The 21,712-nt window shown below is 62.1% G+C and carries 25 protein-coding genes and 1 riboswitch; of the genes, 7 read left to right on the top strand and 18 right to left on the bottom strand.

Translation table 11 applies throughout. The features are described from left to right. The 6 genes from A477_RS0114375 to A477_RS0114350 all read left to right on the top strand — a co-directional run. On the top strand, window positions 1-195 hold a 195-nt coding region (locus A477_RS0114375; RefSeq protein WP_026005639.1), incomplete at its 5' end, for a hypothetical protein. 192 nt (window positions 196-387) lie between these two features. After that, window positions 388-1,632, top strand: coding sequence for a PucR family transcriptional regulator (locus A477_RS0114370; protein ID WP_017199662.1), 1,245 nt, complete (start codon window positions 388-390; stop codon window positions 1,630-1,632). An 88-nt stretch (window positions 1,633-1,720) separates the two neighbouring features. Continuing rightward, a complete protein-coding gene (locus A477_RS0114365) occupies window positions 1,721-2,650 on the top strand; it encodes an ACP S-malonyltransferase (RefSeq protein WP_026005638.1) in 930 nt (309 codons plus the stop codon). After that, entirely contained in the window at window positions 2,647-3,708 is a 1,062-nt protein-coding gene (locus A477_RS0114360; protein WP_017199660.1) for a beta-ketoacyl-ACP synthase III, read from the top strand. The genes A477_RS0114365 and A477_RS0114360 overlap by 4 nt, the downstream gene beginning before the upstream one ends. 117 nt (window positions 3,709-3,825) lie before the next feature. Continuing rightward, window positions 3,826-4,071, top strand: coding sequence for an acyl carrier protein (locus A477_RS0114355; protein WP_011692310.1), 246 nt, complete (start codon window positions 3,826-3,828; stop codon window positions 4,069-4,071). 132 nt (window positions 4,072-4,203) lie between these two features. Further along, entirely contained in the window at window positions 4,204-5,439 is a 1,236-nt protein-coding gene (locus A477_RS0114350; RefSeq protein WP_026005637.1) for a beta-ketoacyl-[acyl-carrier-protein] synthase family protein, read from the top strand. A gap of 114 nt (window positions 5,440-5,553) precedes the next feature. Here A477_RS0114350 and A477_RS0114345 read toward each other — a convergent pair whose 3' ends face one another. The 17 genes from A477_RS0114345 to A477_RS0114265 all read right to left on the bottom strand — a co-directional run bounded on the left by A477_RS0114345 (window position 5,554) and on the right by A477_RS0114265 (window position 18,933). Continuing rightward, window positions 5,554-6,057: a DUF3145 domain-containing protein gene (locus A477_RS0114345; RefSeq protein WP_026005636.1), complete on the bottom strand. Its 504-nt coding sequence runs from the start codon at window positions 6,055-6,057 to the stop codon at window positions 5,554-5,556. 235 nt (window positions 6,058-6,292) lie between these two features. Next, complete coding sequence (locus tag A477_RS0114340) at window positions 6,293-7,219, bottom strand: tyrosine recombinase XerC (RefSeq protein ID WP_026005635.1); 927 nt, start codon at window positions 7,217-7,219, stop codon at window positions 6,293-6,295. Window positions 7,220-7,280: 61 nt separating this feature from the next. Next, window positions 7,281-8,510, bottom strand: a complete 1,230-nt coding sequence (dprA, locus tag A477_RS0114335) for a DNA-processing protein DprA (protein ID WP_017199656.1) — start codon at window positions 8,508-8,510, stop codon at window positions 7,281-7,283. After that, on the bottom strand, window positions 8,507-10,048 hold the full coding sequence (locus tag A477_RS0114330; protein ID WP_017199655.1) for a YifB family Mg chelatase-like AAA ATPase: 1,542 nt from the start codon (window positions 10,046-10,048) through the stop codon (window positions 8,507-8,509). Before A477_RS0114330 ends, dprA begins: the two co-directional genes overlap by 4 nt. Next, complete coding sequence (locus A477_RS0114325; protein ID WP_017199654.1) at window positions 10,048-10,413, bottom strand: YraN family protein; 366 nt, start codon at window positions 10,411-10,413, stop codon at window positions 10,048-10,050. Before A477_RS0114325 ends, A477_RS0114330 begins: the two co-directional genes overlap by 1 nt. 114 nt (window positions 10,414-10,527) lie before the next feature. Further along, a complete protein-coding gene (locus tag A477_RS0114320) occupies window positions 10,528-10,872 on the bottom strand; it encodes a DUF2469 domain-containing protein (protein ID WP_026005632.1) in 345 nt (114 codons plus the stop codon). A gap of 68 nt (window positions 10,873-10,940) precedes the next feature. Next, window positions 10,941-11,711 (bottom strand): ribonuclease HII, encoded by a 771-nt coding sequence (gene rnhB / locus A477_RS0114315; RefSeq protein ID WP_017199652.1) that lies wholly within the window; start codon window positions 11,709-11,711, stop codon window positions 10,941-10,943. Window positions 11,712-11,728: 17 nt separating this feature from the next. Continuing rightward, window positions 11,729-12,598, bottom strand: a complete 870-nt coding sequence (gene lepB, locus A477_RS0114310) for a signal peptidase I (RefSeq protein ID WP_017199651.1) — start codon at window positions 12,596-12,598, stop codon at window positions 11,729-11,731. Continuing rightward, window positions 12,599-13,276: a signal peptidase I gene (gene lepB / locus A477_RS0114305; RefSeq protein ID WP_017199650.1), complete on the bottom strand. Its 678-nt coding sequence runs from the start codon at window positions 13,274-13,276 to the stop codon at window positions 12,599-12,601. It abuts the gene before it with no gap. Between the two features lie 80 nt (window positions 13,277-13,356). Further along, window positions 13,357-13,710: a 50S ribosomal protein L19 gene (rplS, locus tag A477_RS0114300; protein ID WP_014922079.1), complete on the bottom strand. Its 354-nt coding sequence runs from the start codon at window positions 13,708-13,710 to the stop codon at window positions 13,357-13,359. A 264-nt stretch (window positions 13,711-13,974) separates the two neighbouring features. Then, a complete protein-coding gene (gene trmD, locus A477_RS0114295) occupies window positions 13,975-14,775 on the bottom strand; it encodes a tRNA (guanosine(37)-N1)-methyltransferase TrmD (RefSeq protein ID WP_017199649.1) in 801 nt (266 codons plus the stop codon). Continuing rightward, on the bottom strand, window positions 14,772-15,329 hold the full coding sequence (gene rimM / locus A477_RS0114290; RefSeq protein WP_026005631.1) for a ribosome maturation factor RimM: 558 nt from the start codon (window positions 15,327-15,329) through the stop codon (window positions 14,772-14,774). The genes trmD and rimM overlap by 4 nt, the downstream gene beginning before the upstream one ends. Window positions 15,330-15,460: 131 nt before the next feature. Beyond that, on the bottom strand, window positions 15,461-15,703 hold the full coding sequence (locus tag A477_RS0114285; RefSeq protein ID WP_011775119.1) for an RNA-binding protein: 243 nt from the start codon (window positions 15,701-15,703) through the stop codon (window positions 15,461-15,463). A gap of 1 nt (window position 15,704) precedes the next feature. Beyond that, window positions 15,705-16,124, bottom strand: a complete 420-nt coding sequence (rpsP, locus tag A477_RS0114280; protein WP_017199647.1) for a 30S ribosomal protein S16 — start codon at window positions 16,122-16,124, stop codon at window positions 15,705-15,707. Between the two features lie 236 nt (window positions 16,125-16,360). Continuing rightward, a complete protein-coding gene (locus A477_RS0114275; RefSeq protein WP_017199646.1) occupies window positions 16,361-16,813 on the bottom strand; it encodes a hypothetical protein in 453 nt (150 codons plus the stop codon). 86 nt (window positions 16,814-16,899) lie between these two features. Further along, complete coding sequence (locus tag A477_RS0114270) at window positions 16,900-17,772, bottom strand: VOC family protein (protein ID WP_017199645.1); 873 nt, start codon at window positions 17,770-17,772, stop codon at window positions 16,900-16,902. Between the two features lie 78 nt (window positions 17,773-17,850). After that, on the bottom strand, window positions 17,851-18,933 hold the full coding sequence (locus tag A477_RS0114265) for an amidohydrolase family protein (protein WP_017199644.1): 1,083 nt from the start codon (window positions 18,931-18,933) through the stop codon (window positions 17,851-17,853). A gap of 84 nt (window positions 18,934-19,017) precedes the next feature. Next, a riboswitch (TPP riboswitch) is annotated at window positions 19,018-19,125 on the top strand. Here A477_RS0114265 and thiC point away from each other — a divergent pair. Beyond that, complete coding sequence (gene thiC / locus A477_RS0114260; protein ID WP_044568886.1) at window positions 19,121-20,974, top strand: phosphomethylpyrimidine synthase ThiC; 1,854 nt, start codon at window positions 19,121-19,123, stop codon at window positions 20,972-20,974. It overlaps the preceding riboswitch by 5 nt. Here the strand turns inward: thiC and A477_RS0114255 are convergent. Next, entirely contained in the window at window positions 20,957-21,679 is a 723-nt protein-coding gene (locus A477_RS0114255) for an alpha/beta hydrolase (RefSeq protein WP_017199642.1), read from the bottom strand. The genes thiC and A477_RS0114255 overlap by 18 nt on opposite strands. Between the last annotated feature and the right edge of the window lie 33 nt (window positions 21,680-21,712).

Below are 21,712 nucleotides of genomic sequence, written 5' to 3'. Positions count from 1 at the left end.
TTCGGCTTCTCCGACACCCGCCAAGCCGCACGCCGCTACTTCAAAAACGACACCCACTCCATCGTCGCCAAAACCCTCCAACTCCTTGCCGCCAAGGGAGAGGTTGAAGCAGGCGCGCTGGAAAAGGCGATCGAAAAGTACCGGCTTCTGGACGTCAACGCCGGCACCACCGGCGGAGCAGGCGGCGACGCCTAACTGTTCGGCGGGTAACCTGCGGCAAAAGCACTAACAGCAACATCCGCGACGGCGGCTTTCACCGGAAGGTGGGGGCCGCCGTCGGGCGTTAAGCGGGTTGGGACATATGTGGCGGGGACGTGACCAGCAACAACATGAGTTGTAGCCTTCTCACAAATGGAGCTTGCCCGTGATGGGCCGTATGCTCGTTCCATGGCAGAGCCAAGCAAAACCACCACCAAGCGCAAGGCAGCGCCCCAGGCATTGTCACCCGAAAAGGCTGAAACCCTGCGGCAACTCCGCGCCAACGTGGGCCAGCTGTCCACCAGCACCATGAGGCAGCTCGAGAAATCACTGCCTTGGTATGGCCGCCTGAGCTCCGATGAACGCTCGGCGTTGGGCCTGGTGGCCCAGAACGGCATCGCCGCCTTCGTGACGTGGTACGAACGGCCCAGTTCGCCGTCGTGGATCCTCACGGACGTCTTTGGCAACGCGCCCACGGAACTGACTCGTTCCATTAGCCTGCAAAAGGCCCTGCAACTGATCCGCATCGTGGTGGAAGTCGTGGAGGACCAGGTTCCTGTGATCGCCCCGGAATCGGACCAGCCGTCGCTCCGGGAGGCCGTACTGCGCTATTCGAGGGAGGTGGCTTTCGCAGCCGCAGATGTTTATGCGCGGGCTGCGGAATCCCGCGGCTCCTGGGATACACGCCTGGAAGCGTTGATCGTTGACGCGATTCTACGAGGCGAGAACACCGATGCGTTAAGGTCCAGGATCGCAGCCCTTGGCTGGAAAGCGCAGGAGCGATTCACCGTAATGGTCGGAAATTCGCCGTCGGAGCCTAGCGCCAGCTATGTCAGCGAACTTCGCCGTACCGCCGGGCGCTTCGCCGAGGATGCACTCGTGGGAATCCAGGGCGATCGGCTCATTTTGATCCTTGGCGGGGTGCAGGACCGCGACACAGCCTATGTCAAGCTCAGTGAGCTCTTTGCACCGGGGGCTGTGGTTTACGGCCCGGAAGCAGGCTCCTTGCTTGAGGCGAGCAGTTCCGCCCAGGCGGCGTTCGCAGGGCTGACCGCAGCCCGTGCATGGCCTTCCGCGCCACGGCCTGTTGCTGCAGACGACCTCCTCCCCGAGCGTGTCGTTTCAGGTGATGACGCCGCACGAAGGTCACTGATCAAGAACATTTACAGGCCCCTGCTCGCGGCCTCAAACGGGCTTGTGGAGACCCTGGGCACGTACTTGGAGCTCGGCCACTCACTGGAAGCCACGGCGCGCGAACTCTTCGTCCATGCCAACACCGTGCGCTACCGTTTGAAGCGTGTCTGCGATGTGACAGGCTGGGATCCGCTCCTCCCCAGGGAGGCGTTTGTGCTGCAAACGGCGTTGGTGGTGGGCCGCCTTTCAGCCCAACCAAAAGCCGCTGCCGAACGTCACGCGTCACGTTCCCAGAACTGAACCGTTGTAGACTTCCTACAAACTGACCCAGTGAGCTTGGTGTACCAAAACACCAGTGGATCACGTGGCAATTTGGAAAGCTGGATACGTGCTTGCAATCGTCTGCCCTGGACAGGGCTCCCAGACCCCCGGATTTTTGGCCCCTTGGCTGGAACTCCCCTCCGTCGAAGGCCAATTGGCCGCACTGAGCGAAATCGCAGGCATTGACCTCAAGGCCCACGGAACCACCTCGGATGAAGAGACCATCAAGGACACTGCCGTAGCGCAGCCATTGATCGTCGCCGCCGGCCTGGTTGCTGCCAAGTCCTTGTTCGATGTCGAACTCAGCACCCTTCCCGTCATCCTGGCCGGTCACTCGGTCGGCGAAATCACGGCCTCAGCCCTCGCGGGCGTCCTTACCGAGTCCGAGGCCATGACCTTCGTTCGGGAGCGCGCCAACAGCATGGCCGCGGCAGCTGCCGTGACGCCCACGGGGATGAGCGCAGTTGTGGGCGGAGACCCCGCTGAGGTCCTCTCGGCCATTGAGGCCGCGGGCGCCACTCCAGCCAATGTCAACGGAGCCGGACAAACCGTAGCCGCGGGCACGTTCGAACAGCTCAAGGCTTTGGCGGAAAACCCGCCCGCGAAGGCACGCGTCATACCCCTCAAGGTGGCCGGCGCTTTCCACACTTCCCATATGGCACCGGCGGTCAGCGCCCTTGAGGCCCTCAAGCCGTCCCTGTCACCCCAAAACCCGGCTGTTCCGCTGTTGTCGAACTACGACGGCAAGGAAGTAACGGCAGGGCCTGCCGCCGTCGAAAGCCTGATCGCCCAGGTCTCACGCCCTGTCCGCTGGGATCGGTGCATGGAAACGCTCGTTGAGCGCGGCGTCACCGGTGTGATCGAACTTGCCCCTGCAGGCACGCTCGCCGGACTCGCCAAGCGCGGCATGCCGGGCGTGAAGACGGTCGCCGTCAAAACCCCGGAGGATCTCTCCGCGGCTCTCGCACTCTTTGCTGAATTGGAGGGGCAGGCATGAGCACTCCAGTACTCAACAAGGCTGCTGTCAACGAGAACGCACGCATCCTGGGCATCGGCGCCTACCGACCGGACGTCATCGTCACCAACGACGACGTCTGCCAGTGGATCGACTCCTCGGACGAGTGGATCCGCCAGCGCACCGGCATCATCACCCGTCATCGTGCAGCCGCGGATGTCAGCGTGATCGATATGGCCGAAGGCGCTGCTCGTGAGGCAATCAAGCAGGCGGGAATTGAAGCGTCCCAACTGGGAGCCGTCATCGTGTCCACCGTGACACACCCCTACGCGACGCCGTCGGCTGCCGCTGCGCTCACCGACCGTTTGGGCGCGACGCCGGCACCCGCCTTCGACATCTCGGCCGCCTGCGCCGGATACTGCTACGGCGTGGCCCAGGCCGATGCCCTTGTCCGGTCCGGCGCTGCCGAGTACGTACTCGTCGTTGGTGCCGAGAAACTCTCGGACGTCATCGACAACCACGAACGGACCATCTCCTTCCTGCTCGGTGACGGCGCAGGTGCTGTGGTGGTCGGCCCGTCGGACACCCCCGGCATCGGTCCTTCGGTCTGGGGCTCGGACGGCAGCAAGTGGGACGCCATCGGTATGACCCACTCGCTTGAGGACGTCAAGAAACTGGGCGAATCCGCCCGCCACTCCGACGAAATCGACGACCCCGCCATTCTGTCAGCCACCCAGGACGTCTGGCCGACCCTGCGTCAGGACGGCCAGACGGTGTTCCGGTGGGCAGTCTGGGAAATGGCCAAGGTTGCCCAGCAGGCCCTGGATGCCGCAGGCATCGAAGCCAGCGATCTCGCTGCCTTCGTTCCCCACCAGGCGAACATGCGCATCATCGACGAGATGGTGAAGAAGCTCAAGCTTCCCGAATCCGTTGTCATCGGCCGCGACATCGCCCAGGCGGGAAACACGTCGGCGGCATCCATCCCCTTGGCAACGCACCGCTTGCTTCAGGAGAACCCTGAGCTTAGCGGCGGCCTGGCACTGCAGATCGGTTTCGGTGCCGGACTCGTCTTTGGCGCCCAAGTAGTGGTTCTGCCGTAGACCGGGACTCGTCCCGGCTACCACCAGCCAACTGAATACGACTTACAAACCCAAGCCGCAACCCGCGGTTTGCCCCCTTTCCGGCGGTAGCCGGTACAACAAGAAAAGGAGCCAAAAATGGCTAGCAACGAAGAGATCCTGGCCGGCCTGGCTGAAATCGTCAACGAAGAAACAGGCCTTGCAACCGAAGCAGTCGAGCTGGACAAGTCCTTCACCGAGGACCTGGACATCGACTCCATCTCGATGATGACCATCGTCGTCAACGCTGAAGAGAAGTTCGGCGTTCGCATCCCGGACGAAGAGGTCAAGAACCTCAAGACCGTCGGCGACGCCGTCAGCTTCATCGCCAACGCACAGGCCTAGTCCTGACACCAGCTGTGCCGGGCCAGGAATCCTATCCTTGCGCCCGGCACAGCCGCAGTAACACCCATAGATTTTCTTGCCTCCCCCTGTGAACCGCGCTTGCGGGACGGCTATCCGACAGAGAGTGATCGCATGGCACGCAAAGTAGTCATAACCGGTCTGGGGGCCACCACTCCCATCGGCGGCGACGTACCCACAATGTGGCAGAACGCGCTGAAAGGGGTCTCCGGCGCCCGTACGCTCGGTGACGAGTGGGTGGCCAAGTACGACCTCCCCGTCCACTTTGCTGCCCGGTGCTCGACGCCGGCACTTGAGGTCCTGAGCCGCGTTGAGGCAAAGCGCATGGACCCCTCCACGCAGTTTGGTGTCATCGCAGCCCGTGAGGCTTGGTCCGACGCCGGGATTGAAGAAATCGACCACGACCGGCTCGCCGTGGCATTCGCCACAGGCATCGGCGGAGTCTGGACGCTCCTTGACGCCTGGGACACGCTCAGGGACAAGGGCCCCCGCAGGGTCCTGCCAATGACCGTCCCCATGCTCATGCCCAATGGCGTTGCAGCGGCCGTGAGCCTCGACCTCGGCGCCCGCGCCGGAGCGCACACTCCCGTTTCGGCTTGTGCGTCCGGAACCGAAGCCCTCCACCTCGGCTTGGAGCTGATCCGCTCCGGCAAGGCGGACGTTGTAGTGTGCGGTGGCGCTGAAGCTGCAATCCACCCGATGCCGTTGGCCGCCTTCTCCTCCATGCAGGCCCTGTCCCGCCGCAATGACGAGCCGGAGCGTGCCTCGCGCCCGTACGACATCGATCGCGACGGGTTCGTTATGGGTGAAGGTGCCGGTGCACTGGTACTGGAAGCCGAAGAGCACGCCATCGCCCGTGGTGCGCGGATTTACGCCGAGCTCGCCGGAACGTCTGTGACGGCGGACGCTTACCACATCACAGCGCCGGACCCGGAGGGCCTGGGCGCCACCCGTGCACTGAAGGCTGCCATGTTCGATGGGCGGATCCAGGCGGAGGACGTGGTCCACGTCAACGCGCACGCCACCTCGACTCCTGTAGGCGATAAGCCCGAGTACACGGCTCTGCGCGCCGCCCTGGGGACCCACGTAGACAATGTGGCGGTCTCCGCCACGAAGTCGCAAATGGGCCACCTCCTGGGTGCCTCAGGGGCCGTGGAGGCTGTACTGACCGTCCTGGCCGTCTACGAGCGCAAAGCACCAGTCACCATCAACCTCGAAAACCAGGATCCCGAGATCCCCCTCGATGTTGTGACGTCCGCCCGTGACTTGCCCAGTGGCGACATCGTGGCGCTGAGCAACTCCTTCGGCTTCGGCGGTCACAATGCCGTCATCGCCGTCCGGAACGTCTAAGTCCGCTTTATACCGCCCCGTTCAAGGGACATGAGAAGGGCCCCACCAGCAGGTGGGGCCCTTCTCATTGCTATGGGAGACGCTTTTGAATCTGAGCCGTTAAGTGGACTACAGCTAGCCGACCTGGTGCAACCAGCGCACGGGAGCACCTTCAGCTGCATGGCGGAAGGGCTCGAGTTCCTCATCCCACGCTTCACCGAGAGCTAGTGAGAGCTCATGGTAGACCGCCGAGGGATCCCCTGCGCCGGACTCATAGGCGTAGCGGATGCGGTCTTCGGTCACCATGATGTTGCCGTGCACATCGGTGACGGCATGGAAAATACCCAGCTCAGGGGTGTGCGACCAACGCGCTCCATCCACCCCTTGGCTGGGTTCCTCGGTCACCTCGTAGCGCAAGTGGGCCCAACCCCTCAGGGCCGATGCCAATTGCGCTCCGGTACCGGGCGTCCCGGTCCACGACAACTCAGCCCGGAACATTCCCGGCGCGGCTGGTTGAGGGGTCCACTCAAGATCGGTTCGCTTATCCACGACCGATCCGATGGCCCATTCAACGTGCGGGCAAAGCGCCGTCGGGGCCGAGTGCACGAACAAGACACCGCGGGTTGTTGCAACAGACATTCCATCCTCCATAGCTGTAGGTACGTCTTCCCCAACGACCTCTGCCTGGATGTTTTGCTGTTGCTGCCGGATGCCATGAAGCTCATGCGGGCCCTGACAGGCTATTCAGTTTTAGTACTACAGACGATATTGACACAGATCTAACCCTCAACCGTGAATTGAAGGTTTCCCCGTGGTGCTTTCATTTTGCCGTACGCTGCCCGTTTCCGCCAGTGCGGTACTCGAGAGGTCATGCTCACGCCCTCGGGTGCGCTTGTTGGTAGCTCTTCCGGAGCCTGTCCACGGATACGTGGGTATAGATTTGAGTGGTTGCCAGGCTGCTGTGACCAAGAATTTCCTGCACAGCCCGCAGGTCTGCTCCGCCATCCAGCAGATGGGTGGCCGCGCTGTGCCTGAGCGCGTGCGGCCCTGTGGCGGAGGTGTCTCCCAGCGCCTGCAGCAGTTCGCTGACCACTGCTCGGATTTGGCGGGGATCAACGCGGTTGCCACGCACGCCCAGGAACAAGGCGGGTCCGCTCGTGGCTGTTACCACAGCCGGACGGCCCCGTCTAAGCCAATCGTCCACGGCCACGGCCGCGGGTACGCCGAAGGGAACAGTGCGTTCCTTGTTGCCCTTACCCAGCACGCGGAGGGTACGACGATCAGGATCAAGGTCATCCATATCGAGCCCCGCTAGTTCCCCGACGCGGACCCCCGTCGCATACAAGAGTTCCACCATGGCCCTGTTGCGCAAAGCCATGGCGCCCCCGTCGGCGGCTGCAGTGTTCAGGTCATCCACCATCCGGGAGACCTGCTGTTGCTGAAGGACTCCGGGCAAGGACTTGTCCCGCTTGGGTGCCTGCAGACGGACCGCGGGGTCCGTCCTGATAAGTTCCTCCCGGAGCGCCCAGCCTGTGAACGACCTGGCGGTTGCGGCTCGGCGTGCCAAGGTGGCCCGGGCCATGCCGGCCTCACTCTGCGCGCCGAGCCAGCGACGCAGGGAGCCCAACTCCAATTGTCCTAGTTCCTGGATTCCTTCCTGCACGGCAAAGCCAAGGAGACTCTCCACATCGGCAAGGTAGGCACGGACTGTGTGCGCAGACCTGGCACGTTCGCCCTCCAAATACCGCCGAAAGCCATCGACTGCATCTTGAAGGGCTGCTGGTAGTGATTGTCCGTCCACCCTTCCCACTGTGCCAGCCACCAGTGCAAACAAGGTGTACCAACATGCTTCTGTTATTGGGCTAAGAAGTTTTGGTTCGCTTCCAGGCACCGCGTTCGGAACTAGCCAATCCCAGCACCCCCAGCCGACCCAGGCCGGCCCGCACGGAATCAGCGCTCAGTCCTGCCACCATAGTCAGCTTCTCCACCGAGCTGGTGGACCGGAGAGGCAGTGCGTCCAGAAGAATGAGATCCTCCAAAGACAGGCCATCGTGCACCGCCCCCGAGTCCTTTTCCTCGCTCGTTACTTCTCCTATGGCGCCGGCAAGTTCGGCAATTTCGCCAACGTCGGTGACACAGACTGCTCCTCCATCCCGGAGTAGGCGGTGACAGCCTGCCGAGTTGGCACTATGGATGGAACCCGGGACAGCAGCAACAACCCTTCCAATGGATTCAGCATGGTGAGCTGTGTTCAGGGCGCCCGATCTCCAGCGCGCCTCCACCACCACCGTCACTGATGCCAAGGCGGCAATGATCCGGTTCCGTTGAAGGAACCTGTAACGGGTGGGGGCGGATCCAGGTGGCACCTCGGAGATGACAGCGCCTTGCATGGACACTGCGCGAAGAAGGTCCTCGTTACCCGACGGGTAGAAACGGTCCACGCCTCCTGCCATGACGGCGATGGTGGGCACGCCGGCGACTCCGCCGCTCAAGGCTCCGCGATGTGCGTGGGCGTCGATGCCATAGGCTCCACCGGAGACCACGGTATATCCCCGCTGCGCCAAACCGTAAGCGAGATCTCCCGTTGCAGATGCTCCGTAGTTTGTGCTGTCCCTGGAACCCACGAGTGCGATGGTTTGGCGAGCAGAGGGCAACTGCTGCTCCTTTCCCCGCCACCATAAACAAAGCGGCTCCTGGAGACCCAGGTCTTCCAACTGCTCGGGCCATAAGTCATCACCGGGGATGATCAATCTCCCACCCATTCGGCGCATGGTCTCCAAGTCGCGGTCCGGCGCAAGGTCGGCGACGCGCGGCGCCCATCGACGAAGGCTTGCCGGCAGCCCCGCCCACGACGACGCTCCTCCTCCTTCAACAAGCAAGGACGAGATCTCCTGTTCCAGGTTTGGGCCTGTTTTCAACTCGCCGCTTGCAACACCCAAGGCGTCCAGGGCGCCTACTGCCCTCACCAGTGCGAGTCCTACGGAATCCTGAGGTTCCATGAGCCGGGCCAATGCTGCCCTGGCTATGCGTTCCTTCTGTTGCTTTCCCAAGTCGGCCACTGCGGTGACTCCCTTCGTATCGGTGCTTGTCATGTCGCGGCTGCAGCTTGGCGCAGGCCCAGTGCCTGGCCTATGTGATCCACGTCCGGCGCATCGCTGTGTGCGAGATCTGCCAGCGTCCATGCCAGCCGGAGGACGCGGTCGTAGCCGCGGGCAGTGAGGGTGCCCCGTTCCAGCGCAGTGTCCAGAATCCGGGTGGTCCCGGGAGGCAGCCGCAATTCCCCCCGCAAGGTTCGCCCCGGCACTTGGGAATTCGTTTCAAGCCCCATGGCCAGTAGACGCTCGAGTTGGCGTTTCCTGGCCGCCAGCACACGTCCCGCAACAATGTGGGTATCTTCTTCTTCTCCCGCATGGCCGAAGTCGGCCAAGGACACCCGCTCAACCTGCAATTGAATATCCACGCGGTCCAACAGCGGTCCTGAGATTCGTCCGAGATACCTACGCCGCATCATGGCCGTGCAAGTGCAGTCCATGCCTTTGCCGGATGCTTTTCCGCATGGGCAGGGGTTTGCGGCGAGGATGAGCTGAAACCTTGCCGGATATGCTGCGGTTCCCGCTGAGCGGTGTATGACCAGCTCTCCGCTCTCCAACGGTTGACGAAGGGCATCCAGTACCCGGCGCTCATACTCCGGAGCTTCGTCCAGGAACAACACGCCGCGATGTGCACGCGACGCCGCCCCGGGCCGCGGAAGCCCTGAGCCTCCACCGATGATGGCGGCGGCAGTGGCACTGTGGTGGGGATTTTCGAAGGGCGGCCTGCGCACGAGCCGCACCGTAGACGACTGGACAGCGGCCAACGATCGGATGGCCGTAACTTCCATTGCTGCTGTATCGGCTAAATCCGGGAGCAAGCCCGGCAAACGCTCAGCCAGCATGGTCTTGCCGGCCCCCGGGGGCCCGGTCAGCAGCATGTGGTGACCCCCGGCGGCAGCTACCTCCAAGGCACGTCGCGCCTCGCCCTGCCCCGATACATCACATAGGTCCGGCACCGTGGTCGGCACGTCCTCGTCCTCGTCAGGAACCTCGGCGTCCAAGGGGTTGTAATCGAGGGCCAGGTCCTTAGGATCGGCGCCAAAGTCGAAGGCAAGCCGAGCGAGCGTTTTGTATCCGCGAACCTTCGCGCCGGGCACCAGGGCGGCCTCCACGGCGTTGGCGTCGGCCACCACAATATCCGGATAGCCAGCCTGGACAGCGGCCATCACGGCCGGAAGTATGCCCCGTACCGGCCTCAATCTGCCATCCAGGCCGAGCTCCGCGATGAAGACGGTCCCACCAATTTCACGGATGTCGTTGGCGGCGCGGAGTACAGCCATGGTGATGGCGAGATCGAATCCAGAGCCCCTCTTGGGGAGGGATGCCGGAATCAGGTTGGCCGTGATCTTTCGCCTGCTCAGGGGAATCCCCGAATTCTGCGCCGCAGATCGAATGCGTTCCTTCGCCTCATTCAAGGAAGCGTCAGGGAGCCCCAGGATCACGAAGTTCGGGAGAGTTTGGCCGATGTCCGCCTCAACCTCCACGATGTAGCCGTTAAGCCCTACCAGGGCAACGCAGTAGCTTCGCCCGACGCCCATCAGCCAACACCCCGCAGATGCTCCAGCTGCGGCTCGCCGACGCCGCTATCAATCACGGAGACGACATCAACGCGCCTCCTGGGGGCAGGGAGCTCGTGCTCCCGGCACCATGCCGTGGAGAGCCGATGGAGACGGGCCAGCTTGGCCGCGTCCACCGCCTCAAAAGGATGCCCGTAAGCCAGGCTCCTGCGGGTTTTCACTTCGGCAATAACCAGGGTGTCACCCTCGATTGCCACGATGTCTATCTCGCCGTCCGGACACCGCCAATTGCGATCGACGATCCGCATTCCCTGGTTTTCCAGAAAATCGGCCGCCAGCGCTTCACCGTTTCGGCCAAGCAGGTCTTTGGGTCTCATGACCACCACCTCCGCTCACCAGCTTTCAGGCTGGCGGAGGGCGGCGGCAGGGGCCTATGAAGCTATGTGGGTAAACGTGGCCAAATGGGTTCTGTGGAGGACTACTCCCGCCAGAGGCAGGCGCTAGTTGCCGAGATCTCCCAAATCCCCGAGTCCGCCATCCTTCGGCAGGGCCAGCTCCTCGTTTCGCGGCAACTCTTCTACGTTGACGTCCTTGAAGGTGATCACCCGGACGTTCTTCACGAAGCGGGCCGAGCGGTAAACGTCCCAAACCCAGGCATCCTGCAGTGTCAAGTCAAAATAGACTTCACCGTCCGCGCTGCGCGCCTGCAGGTCCACGTGGTTAGCCAAGTAGAACCGCCGCTCGGTTTCCACTACATAACTGAACAGACCGACAACATCCCGGTACTCGCGGTAGAGCTGAAGCTCCATGTCGGTTTCATAGTTCTCAAGGTCCTCGGCGCTCATAGTTCCATCTTGCACTATCAGCCGGGCGGCCCGCGCCATGGGAGCCGGCAGCACCGCTCAGGACAACGTCAGGGGAGCTCCGGCCCAGTGAGGTTCCAGCTTGTCCGGTGGTGCGCGCTTGGGCCGTGCAGCCGGATCACGTCCCGGTGGGCAGAGGTGGCGTAGCCCTTGTTCTCGTTCCAGCCGTAGGCAGGAATTTCCGAGTGCAGATCCACCATGATGCGGTCCCGGGCGACTTTGGCCAGAACACTGGCCGCTGCAACGCTGAGGCAACTCATGTCGGCCTTCACCCTGGTATGGACAGGCGCTTCGCACCAAGGTCCTGAGTCGGGTGTTTCGAAGAGAGAGGCCTGAACCTCGGGCGACAACCAGTTATGGCTGCCATCAAGCAGCACAGCATCCGGCGTAACGCCACCAGCCAGGATCTCGAACCAGGCACGGGTTCCTGCCAAACGGAGCGCCGCGATGATGCCGACCTGGTCAATCTCCCGGGACGATGCGTGACCAACGGCGGAGGCCACGGCCCACTCCCGAACCAGTGGTTCCAGCCTGTCGCGATCCTCAGGTTTGAGCAGTTTGCTGTCCCGGACGTCTGCCAACAAGCCGTGGCTTTCGAGGTTGACCACGGCAATGCCCACACTCACGGGACCAGCCAAGGCTCCCCGCCCAACCTCATCCACGCCGGCCAATAAGCGCACTCCGGAGGACAAGAAGGATCGTTCGACGTCAAGGGTAGGGAAACCCACTGCGTTCTTGGCTTTGGTGGTGGATTTCGCCGTCGTCTTGGAGGCGGCCTTGACCTTCGCCTTGCCCTTCGAGCCGGTAGCCGTGGTTGCCATTACTTTGCCGGGATGCCTTACTTTGACGAGGTGCCTTCAGGGACGTCACGGAAAACGTCCTGATAGTTATCGAGGATGGTCCAGCGGTTGATCGGCCAAGCGATGACGGTGGCCTTGCCTTCAACGTCCTCAATGTTAATGAAACCACCATTGACTTCCTGGTGCGCCCGGGAGTCCTCTGAGTGGTTTCGGTTATCGCCCATCACCCAGACCTTTCCTTCCGGAACAACGATGTCGAACGTCGTGGGCGAAGGCACTTCTGCCGGGTTGATGTACGTCTCGTTGACTGGAACCCCGTTGATCGAAAGACGGCCCTCTGCATCACAACAGGAGACCCTGTCCCCCGGAAGTCCGATGATGCGCTTAACCAGGTGTTGCTCATTGTCATCAGGAGCCAAACCTACGAACTCCAGACCGTCTCCCACCCAGTCCATGGGTCCGGCCGGCTTCTTGGCCACTGGCGGCAACCAAGCCTGAGCATCCTTGAAGACCACGACGTCACCGCGCTCAAGATCGAATGGCCCAGGAACCAAAAGATTGATGAAGATGCGATCGTTGACGTCCAAAGTGCTTTCCATGGACTCGGAAGGAATGTAAAACGCCCTGAACAGGAAAGTCTTGAGAAGGAAGGACAGCACCAGCGCAATCGCCACCACAGTGACAATCTCCTTGGCCCACACGAGCACCGGGTTTTTGCGCGGCTTCTCTGCAGCGTGGGAGCCGCCTTCAGAATCGCGGGAACGGGGCTCGTCCACGGCATCGCGCGAGCCCGATGTGACGCCGCCACCCTGGCGCGGCTCAGCCACACCGGCGGCACTTGCCGTTCCATCCGAGAGCCGGGCGTCGTCGTCGTACCGCTCGGGATTCTCAGGAGCTTTGTCCGGCATTTACTGTCCGTTCTTCGATGATGTTTCGGCCTGCGCTGAGCGAGGCATCTCTGCAAATCTATCAAGTGGCCAAACAATCCGGACCGGTCGCCCGATAACACGATCGACCGGGACCATGCCGCCACCCGGCGCTCCCAATAACCCACGGGAGTCGGCAGAACGCGAACGGTGGTCACCCATGAGCCATAGACGGCCCTCAGGAACTACGACGTCGAATTTCTGCTTGCTGGGTTCATCCCCGGGATAAAGATATGGTTCCTCAAGAATCTGACCATTCACCGTGAGAAGGCCTGCGGTGTCACAGCACTTGACGTGGTCGCCCCCGACCCCCACAACCCGCTTGACGTATGTCGTGTCACTGCCGGTCAGCCCGAACCATTGGCTTGCGGCCGACACCGCGTCAACGAACGGGCCCTGACCGCTGCTCAAGGGTGCGAACGAACCGCGGCCATCGAAGACCACAACGTCCCCGCGCTGAATCGGCTCGGAGTTGAACGCCGTCCGCGAGACCAGGATCCTGTCCCCTTCAACCAGGAGGGGCTCCATGGATTCGGACGGAATGTAGTAGACATCCAGCCACAAGGATCGGACCAAGCCGCTGATCGCGACGGCCAGCACCAGTGCCAGTAAAACAAAACGCCAGCCCTGTTTACGGGGCTGGCGTTCTGATGTGTCCATGACTCGTATCCCTGTTGCGTTGCGGATTGCTCCGGAACTACCGGGCACGAATCCTGGACCCGTTGCGTAAGTCGCAGGACTTACTTGGCGAAGTCGCGCTTTTCCTTGATCTTCGCAGCCTTACCGCGCAGTGCACGCATGTAGTAAAGCTTCGCGCGGCGGACGTCACCCTTGGTGACGACCTCGATCTTGTCGATGATCGGGGAGTGCACCGGGAAGGTACGCTCTACGCCGACACCGAAGGAAACCTTGCGCACGGTGAAGGTTTCGCGAACGCCGTCGCCCTGGCGGCCCAGGACGAAGCCCTGGAATACCTGGACACGGGAGTTCTTGCCTTCGATGATGTTGACGTGAACCTTGAGGGTGTCACCCGCGCGGAACTCGGGAACATCGTTACGCAGCGAGGCTGCATCTACGCTATCGAGGATATGCATTAATCCACTCCTGGTGAACGCCACAGGTCATTCACTTTGGGTTACGGCAGACAAGCCCGGGCATGAAAGCAACCGGAAATCTCCGCCGAAGTTTCTTAGTGTCCAGCTCCGCCACTGATTGGCGTCGCCGGGTTGTCCGACTGTTGGCTGAACTCCCCCTGTGGCAGGTGTCAGCCCAGCAGACACAAGGGTTAATTCTGCCATAGTCGTCACCATCCGGCCAACTGCCACGGCTTCCGCAACGTTCGACGGCGGGAAGTGGACCTAGTTTTCGGCGTTGCCGCCCGGCCTGGCACGGAGGCGGCCGTCAACGACGTCGTACCCGAGGTCCGCGAGGGCCTTGCGGTCCGCGCGACTCAACACACCGGCGTCGAACCCCTCCATAAGATCAGGCCGGCGCTCAGCCGTCCGGCGGAACTGCTCGTGGCGCCGCCACTGTGCAATCTTGCCGTGGTTACCGCTGAGGAGGATCGGAGGGACATCGTGTTCCCGCCACGCCGACGGCTTGGTGTACACGGGATACTCCAGGAGGCCATCGGAGTGGGATTCCTCTACCAAGGACTCGGGGTTGCCAACTACACCGGGAAGGAGGCGGCCAATGGCCTCGACCATGGCCAACACGGCCACTTCTCCGCCGTTGAGGACGTAGTCACCGAGGCTTACGGGCCGGACCGTGAAATGCTCCTGCGCCCAATCGATGACGCGTTCGTCGATGCCTTCGTAGCGCCCGCAGGCGAAGACCAGCTGGTCTTCTTCGGCTAGCTCATAAGCCAAGGCCTGGTTGAACTTCTCCCCCGCCGGCGAAGGGACAATCAGCACCGGCTTGGAGCCTTCGCGGGCGGCGGCAACCGATTCGAGCGCCTGCGCCCATGGCTCCGGCTTCATGACCATTCCAGCGCCGCCACCATATGGCGTGTCGTCCACGGTCCGGTGCTTGTCCGTGGTGAAGGTGCGCAGATCGAGGACGTTGAGCTCCAACAACCCGTCCTGGCGGGCCTTGCCTATGAGTGAGAGCTCCAGCGGTGCGAGGTACTCAGGAAAAATGCTGACGACGTCGATCCTCATTCAGCATCATCCCCGGCCTCGTCCGCGGGCTCCTTGGGGGTCTCGTCGTTGATCTCGAAGAGCCCCGTTGGCGGAGTGATAAGGATGTATCCACCCTCGACGTTGACCTCCGGAACAATTTCCTCGACGAAGGGAACCAGGATTTCCTTGCCGTCGTCGTCCTTGACCGTCAACAGATCCTGGACCGGCAGTGTGGTGAGGGCGGCAACCTTGCCTACCACTCGCTGGCCGACCCGGGCCTCCAAACCAACGAGCTCGTGCTCGTACCAGCCCTCGTCATCATCTTCATCGTCGAGTTCCTCGGTTTCGATGAAGAGCTTCGCTCCACGGATGACCTCGGCGGCATTACGGTCGGCGATTTCTTCGAAGCCAAGCAGGAGGATGTCCTTGTTCCACCTGGCGCTGCGGATGGTCAAAGGTCCGGCGGAGGCGGGCTCTACGACGAACTCCGTTCCCGCGACGAAGCGCTCGGCGGGGGCATCGGTGAGTACCTGCACCGTAACCTCGCCGCGGATGCCATGGGGTTTGCCGATCCGGGCCACCTGGAGCTGCATGGGTTCCTCTGAATTCTTGTAGTGCCCGCACCACCGGGCGGCGACGGACAGGAAAATGTGGATAAAGCAATCCGGCCCCTCCACCATATTCGGTGAAGGGGCCGGATCTAAGACAAATAGTGCTGAGCGCGTTACCGGCGACGGTCGGTGTCGACAACGTCGACCCTGACCTGCTCGCCACCAGCCAAGGCTGCAACCACAGTGCGCAATGCGCGTGCGGTGCGTCCCTGACGGCCGATCACCCGTCCGAGGTCTTCCTGGTGAACGCGCACCTCGAGGGATTCCCCGCGGCGGTTGTTCTTGGCACTGACCTTGACATCCTCAGGACTGTCAACGATCCCACGGACCAAGTGCTCGAGCGCTTCTGCCAGCAACTTACTCAGCCTCGGTGGTCTCTGCTTCAGCCTCGGCCGGAGCTTCGGCTTCGTCCTTCTTGGCCTTCTTGGTGATGGCTTCCGGAATGATGACGGAACCCTTCTCCGGTGCTACGAAGGCTTCCTTCGGAGCTTTGGTCTTCAGGGTGCCTTCCTGGCCCGGCAGGCCCTTGAACTTCTGCCAGTCACCGGTGATCTTGAGGATCGCGGCAACCTGCTCGGTGGGCTGGGCACCAACGGAAAGCCAGTACTGGGCGCGCTCGGAAGCGACCTCGATGTATGACGGCTCTTCGGTGGGGTGGTACTTGCCGATTTCTTCAATGGCACGGCCATCGCGCTTGGCGCGGGCATCCATGACGACAATGCGGTAGTACGGTGCGCGCATCTTACCGAAGCGCTTAAGGCGAATCTTTACGGCCACTTTTGTGGTCACTCCTGTTTCTGAAACGAGGTGAACCCGACGTTTTGCACCCGTGGGGCGGGCCATACTTGACGGTTCGAAGGACAAGATACGAGCACGGAGAGAGGGGCCGCACCGATCGAGTACCTGTCTATTGTGCCAGATGCCCGGAGCAAATACGACTTAGCCCACCGCGAGCGGTGTGTTCTTGGCCACTACCGGGCCAAAAACGCGCCGCGCCGGTCCCGGTCAGTGCCTCATTCAGACCAGACGAAGAGTCCGGAACGCTCGGCCTTCTCAACGTCCGTGGCGAGCGCTGCCAACTGCTGGACATACTGGCGCGACCGGGCTGCATCGAACGGCATATCGTCCTGCGCGGCCCAGGCAGCAGCAACGTCATCGAGGACGTTCGCGTCACCTTCGCTTTCATAGGTGAGCAATTCGGCAAGTGCCCGCACCATGGCTTCAGGGACACCCAGGAGGGCATCACTGGTGACATCAACCAAAGCAAGCTCGTAGTCAGCTCCGGCGGCGTGGACAGCTTGTCCCGCGAGGTCGCCCAACTGTTCCACCTCGAAGTCGGTAATGCCCTCAATCCTCACGGCGGGGCCGGTCACCTCCGCCCCCTTTTCAAGGGCAGCTGCCCGCTTGAGTGCTTCATCGTGGGTGGCTACAAAAATTTCGGCAAAGCCCATGGAAAGTACTCTCATTCCTTCGTGCTGACGGGGCGGCGGCACGGATCCGAATGACTCCGTGCCGTCAATGCCCAGCCTAGTGCAGGAGAAGCGGCAACCTGCTAGCGGACGGCAACCCGCAGCCTGTTCCGCCAAGGGTCTTCAAACTGAAGCTCAGCTCCGGTGTGATGATTCTGCACTCCTGCAACCTTCAAGCGATCGGCCAGCGCTGCGACGTCGTCAGTGCCGGGGACGTGGATCAGAACCTCCCCCAGGCCGAGCGTGTCCTTTCGGGGGCCGGCTCCGCGGCTGTTCCAGACGTTCATGGCCATGTGATGGTGGTAGCCCCCGGCGGAAACGAACAGTGCCTGGCCATGCCAGCCTGCGGTGCGCTCAAAGCCGAGGGTCTCCACATAGAACTTTTGCGCAGTTTCTACGTCACCCACCTGGAGGTGCACGTGCCCGATCCCGGCAGAAGCTTCACGTTGACCTGTCACGGCAGCTTCACTCAGGTGCTGCTGGAGGAATCGCTGCGGAGGTAGTGCCACATTGTCCATCACAACGTTCTTGCCGTCCCACTGCCAGAGCTCACGCGGCTTGTCGTAGTACAACTCAATTCCATTACCCTCGGGATCGGTGAAGTAGAACGCTTCGCTAACCAAGTGGTCGGCGCTGCCCGCGAAAGCACGGGGCTCGTACTCCGCAGCGGTAGCAATAGTGGCGGCCAGCGATGGCTGGTCCTGGAACAGGATTGCGGTGTGGAACAGACCAGCTTCTCCCCGCCCGGGAACCTGCAGCCCAGCGGCGGGGGCAAGGTGGACAACGGGCTTTCCGACGCGCCCCAGGTAGAGCCCGCCGTCCTGCTCGGCCACGACTTCAAGGCCAAGTGCCCGCTGATAGTAGTCGCTCATGACCTTCATGTCGCCCACCTTGAGCATGACAGTGCCCATGGTGAGTTCGGCAGGCAGAAGATCCTGGCTGAATGATGAGGTCATGTGAAGCTCCCGGTTCTGAGGTGGCCGCGCATCGGCACCTTCTTACCTTTCTAAATTACTTGAAGCTTCAATTTATTCCTAACGGACGACATTGCCCCTGAGCACGACGTGCCTAAGAGCCGCGACGGTACCCGGATGACGACGCGGATCGTCACTGCACAGCACGACGTCGGCACTTGCGCCTTCGCTGATGCCCTCGACTCCCAGCCACTCGCGTGCGCCCCAGGCGGCGGCGTGCAAGACCGCGACCGGCGGAAGGCCGGCGTCGTGCAGTTCCATGATTTCGTCCGCAATCCTGCCGTGTTTGATCACGCTGCCGGCGTCAGTACCCGCATAGACGGAAACCCCCGCTTCGAAGGCCTCCAGCACCCTCTCCCGACGACGCTCCCAAAGACGCATCATATGGTCCGCGTACACAGGAAACTTTCGCCCGGCCTGGGCAGCGATATCCGGGAAGGTGGCAATGTTGACCAAGGTGGGGACGATGGGCACTGACTGTTCCACCAAACGGGGAAGGTGCCGGGGAAGGAGCCCGGTGGCGTGCTCTATGCAGTCGATATTGGCGTCCAGCATGTCATCGATGGTGTCCTCGCCGAAACAATGCGCTGTGACCCTGGCACCCTCATCGTGGGCCGCTGAGATGGCTTCCTTGACGGTCTTCGCGGGGAACGAGGCAGCGAGGTCTCCAACGCCGCGATCGATCCAGTCGCCCACAAGCTTTACCCAGCCATCGCCGTCGCGGGCTTCCTTCCGGACTGTTTCCACTAGTTCCCGAGGCTCAATTTCATGACCCAAACCGCGGAGATAACGCCGACTGCGGGCGATATGCCGACCCGACCTGATCAGTCGCGGCAGGTCCGTTCGTTGCTGCACCCAGCGAGTGTCGGCGGGCGAACCGCAATCGCGGATCAGCAGCGTTCCGGCATCGAGGTCTGCTTGGGCCTGGGCGAGCGTGGCCTGTTCGTCTACCGCTCCCCCAACACCGAGTCCGATGTGACAGTGGGCATCAACGAAACCGGGCAGGATCCAGCCGTCCAACACCCTGTCCGGCGTCGCAATGGGACGCTCAAACGTCAGTATGCCGTCTACGGACCACAGCCCATGACGCTCTTCGTCTGCCGACACGAGCACAGGTCCGCTGAATTCGATGATGTTGGCCATGGCAAAAGCGTAGCCGGGGGTGGTGCGTTGGAGCCTGCTCCATTCATGTGACTGGGAGCCCGTCGGGAGCTGTGGTAGCTTCGTCTACGACCACACGGGGGCCCCTGCAGGGGCTGAGATCGGACTGACGCAGTCTGCGACCGTTGAACCTGTCCGGGTAATGCCGGCGAAGGAAGTGAGCATTCCCTTGAGCACCACAGAAACACAGCACAGCCCTGCCCAAAACCACATCAATGCGGGCAAAAATGCGGCGGAAACCGTAACGCAATCCCTGAAGTCCCATTCGTTGGCTTGGCTGGAGAGTCCAGGAAACGGCATACGGGTCCCCGTCACGGAAATCGCCTTGGAGCCCTCCCCCAATGGCCAAGCCAACAAGCCTCTGCAGGTTTACCGAACAGCGGGTCCCGGAAGTGATCCCGTGGTGGGCCTGGAGCCTTTCCGTGCACCATGGATCGAATCCCGCGGAGACACGGAGGCATATTCGGGGCGGGAACGGAACCTGCTCGACGACGGCAAGTCCGCGGTTCGGCGTGGAGCTGCGTCAGCAGAGTGGAAGGGTGCGCAACCGGTGCCGCGCCGCGCCGTCGCGGGTAGGACCGTCACGCAGATGCATTATGCGAAACAAGGCGTCGTGACCCAGGAGATGCAGTTCGTCGCCATGCGGGAGAACTGTGACGTTGAGCTGGTCCGCAGCGAAGTTGCCGCGGGAAGGGCAATCATCCCTAACAACATCAACCATCCTGAATCCGAGCCGATGATCATCGGCAAGGCATTCCTGGTCAAGATCAACGCCAACATTGGCAACTCGGCCGTCACAAGCTCCATCGCAGAGGAAGTGGACAAACTGCAGTGGGCAGCCCAGTGGGGCGCGGACACGGTGATGGACCTCTCCACGGGAGATGACATCCACACCACTCGCGAGTGGATCATCCGCAACTCGCCCGTTCCGATCGGAACAGTGCCCATTTACCAGGCACTTGAGAAGGTGAACGGGGAGGCCAACCAGCTGACGTGGGAGATCTTCCGCGATACCGTGATCGAGCAGTGCGAGCAGGGCGTGGACTATATGACCATCCACGCCGGCGTTCTGCTGAGGTACGTGCCCTTGACCGCCAACCGCGTCACGGGCATCGTGTCCCGCGGCGGTTCGATTATGGCCGGATGGTGCCTGGCACACCACCAGGAGAACTTCCTTTACACGCACTTTGACGAGTTGTGCAAAATCTTCGCCAAATACGATGTTGCGTTCTCCCTGGGTGACGGTCTCCGCCCGGGTTCCATCGCGGATGCCAACGACGCCGCACAGTTCGCCGAGCTTGATACGCTCGCGGAGCTGACGCAGCGGGCATGGGATTTCGACGTCCAGGTCATGGTAGAGGGACCCGGGCACATTCCCTTCCACCTGGTACGGGAAAATGTGGAGCGTCAGCAGGAGCTGTGCAAGGGGGCGCCGTTCTACACTCTGGGTCCGCTGGTTACCGATATTGCCCCCGGCTATGACCACATCACTTCGGCCATCGGAGCTACGGAAATTGCGCGCTACGGCACCGCGATGCTCTGCTACGTGACCCCGAAGGAGCACTTGGGGCTTCCCAACAAGGACGACGTCAAAACGGGCGTCATCACGTATAAGATCGCGGCTCACGCAGCTGACCTCGCCAAGGGACATCCGGGAGCCCATGAGCGTGATGATGCGCTTTCCAAGGCACGCTTCGAGTTCCGCTGGAGGGACCAGTTCGCTTTGTCCCTTGACCCGGTCACCGCGGAATCCTTCCACGACGAAACCCTGCCCGCCGAACCCGCTAAGACCGCCCATTTCTGCTCCATGTGCGGCCCCAAGTTCTGTTCGATGCGCATCAGCCAGGACATCCGTGACGAGTACGGTTCGGCAGAATCGCAGGCCGCGATCGCCGGAATGTACAGCGGGATGCGGGAAAAGAGCGAGGAGTTCCTTGCCTCAGGTGGAAAGGTCTACCTGCCGGAACTTCAGGTCCCGACGAACTTAGGCGGAAGCGGAAGCAGCTCAGGAAGCCTGAGCTGACATGGCTCGTCCGACGTCCACGATGAATGATCGGATTGCCTGATCGCCATCAACGGAATCCTGGGGCCGGTGTCCACCCGCTGCCACGCGGCGTAGGGCGCCGGTCTCCTGGAGATAGCCGGCGATTTCCTCGTACAAGGGCTCCCAACCGCCCGTAAGTACCAGCGTGGGAACGCCCGGCACAATGTGAAGCGGGGCCTCCCATGGCGGTGCTTGGAGCCTGAGCCTTCGTGCTGACCGCCGCGCCTCCGGAGTGTCCAGTCCGCCGGTCTCGGCAGAAAAAGCACGCCGGTAAAACTCACGCTGGTAATCGGCGTCGTTCAGCTGGTATCGCACGTCGAACAGCGGTTCCATCAGGGCCCGGTAGGAAGCGGTCGCCGGAAGTTCAGCGGTCAGGGACAAACAGGAAGGCTCTACCAAACAGAGTGAGTGCACCAGATCCGGGCGCTCGACGGCTGCCAGCATGGCGGAGATTGCGCCTTGTTCATGGGCAACGATGTGACCGCCGCCGGAATCGCCCAACGCATTGATCAGTATGGCGACGTCGGCCGCCACGTTGGATTCCACCGGTTCGGCCATAGCGTCAAAGCCATGCCGCCGAAGGAAGAGTGCGTCATAAGCAAGGGCCATGCCATGCTGCTTCGGCCATGCCGCAGCACCAAAACTTCCCAGGCCGTGGACGAAGACTACGCGCTGCTTATGCATTGGTTCAGCCTATTCCACGGCTCCGACATCCCA

The organism is Arthrobacter sp. M2012083 (genome assembly GCF_000281065.1).
Classification (GTDB): Bacteria; Actinomycetota; Actinomycetes; order Actinomycetales; family Micrococcaceae; genus Arthrobacter.
The sequence above is the reverse complement of the archived record's forward strand: the minus strand, read 5'-3'. Positions and strand labels throughout refer to the sequence as shown.

What these genes read in the sequence shown, in the direction of transcription:
- A477_RS0114370 (WP_017199662.1), top strand. Translation starts at nt 388, where the DNA reads ATGGCAGAGCCAAGCAAAACCACCACCAAGCGCAAGGCAGCGCCCCAG.
- A477_RS0114355 (WP_011692310.1), top strand. Translation starts at nt 3,826, where the DNA reads ATGGCTAGCAACGAAGAGATCCTGGCCGGCCTGGCTGAAATCGTCAAC.
- lepB (WP_017199651.1), bottom strand. Translation starts at nt 12,598, where the DNA reads ATGCCGGACAAAGCTCCTGAGAATCCCGAGCGGTACGACGACGACGCC.
- A477_RS0114345 (WP_026005636.1), bottom strand. Translation starts at nt 6,057, where the DNA reads ATGTCTGTTGCAACAACCCGCGGTGTCTTGTTCGTGCACTCGGCCCCG.
- A477_RS0114330 (WP_017199655.1), bottom strand. Translation starts at nt 10,048, where the DNA reads ATGGGCGTCGGGCGAAGCTACTGCGTTGCCCTGGTAGGGCTTAACGGC.
- dprA (WP_017199656.1), bottom strand. Translation starts at nt 8,510, where the DNA reads ATGACAAGCACCGATACGAAGGGAGTCACCGCAGTGGCCGACTTGGGA.
- lepB (WP_017199650.1), bottom strand. Translation starts at nt 13,276, where the DNA reads ATGGACACATCAGAACGCCAGCCCCGTAAACAGGGCTGGCGTTTTGTT.
- A477_RS0114360 (WP_017199660.1), top strand. Translation starts at nt 2,647, where the DNA reads ATGAGCACTCCAGTACTCAACAAGGCTGCTGTCAACGAGAACGCACGC.
- rimM (WP_026005631.1), bottom strand. Translation starts at nt 15,329, where the DNA reads ATGCAGCTCCAGGTGGCCCGGATCGGCAAACCCCATGGCATCCGCGGC.
- trmD (WP_017199649.1), bottom strand. Translation starts at nt 14,775, where the DNA reads ATGAGGATCGACGTCGTCAGCATTTTTCCTGAGTACCTCGCACCGCTG.
- rplS (WP_014922079.1), bottom strand. Translation starts at nt 13,710, where the DNA reads ATGCATATCCTCGATAGCGTAGATGCAGCCTCGCTGCGTAACGATGTT.
- A477_RS0114270 (WP_017199645.1), bottom strand. Translation starts at nt 17,772, where the DNA reads ATGACCTCATCATTCAGCCAGGATCTTCTGCCTGCCGAACTCACCATG.
- A477_RS0114275 (WP_017199646.1), bottom strand. Translation starts at nt 16,813, where the DNA reads ATGAGAGTACTTTCCATGGGCTTTGCCGAAATTTTTGTAGCCACCCAC.
- rnhB (WP_017199652.1), bottom strand. Translation starts at nt 11,711, where the DNA reads ATGGCAACCACGGCTACCGGCTCGAAGGGCAAGGCGAAGGTCAAGGCC.
- A477_RS0114350 (WP_026005637.1), top strand. Translation starts at nt 4,204, where the DNA reads ATGGCACGCAAAGTAGTCATAACCGGTCTGGGGGCCACCACTCCCATC.
- A477_RS0114255 (WP_017199642.1), bottom strand. Translation starts at nt 21,679, where the DNA reads ATGCATAAGCAGCGCGTAGTCTTCGTCCACGGCCTGGGAAGTTTTGGT.
- A477_RS0114320 (WP_026005632.1), bottom strand. Translation starts at nt 10,872, where the DNA reads ATGAGCGCCGAGGACCTTGAGAACTATGAAACCGACATGGAGCTTCAG.
- A477_RS0114265 (WP_017199644.1), bottom strand. Translation starts at nt 18,933, where the DNA reads ATGGCCAACATCATCGAATTCAGCGGACCTGTGCTCGTGTCGGCAGAC.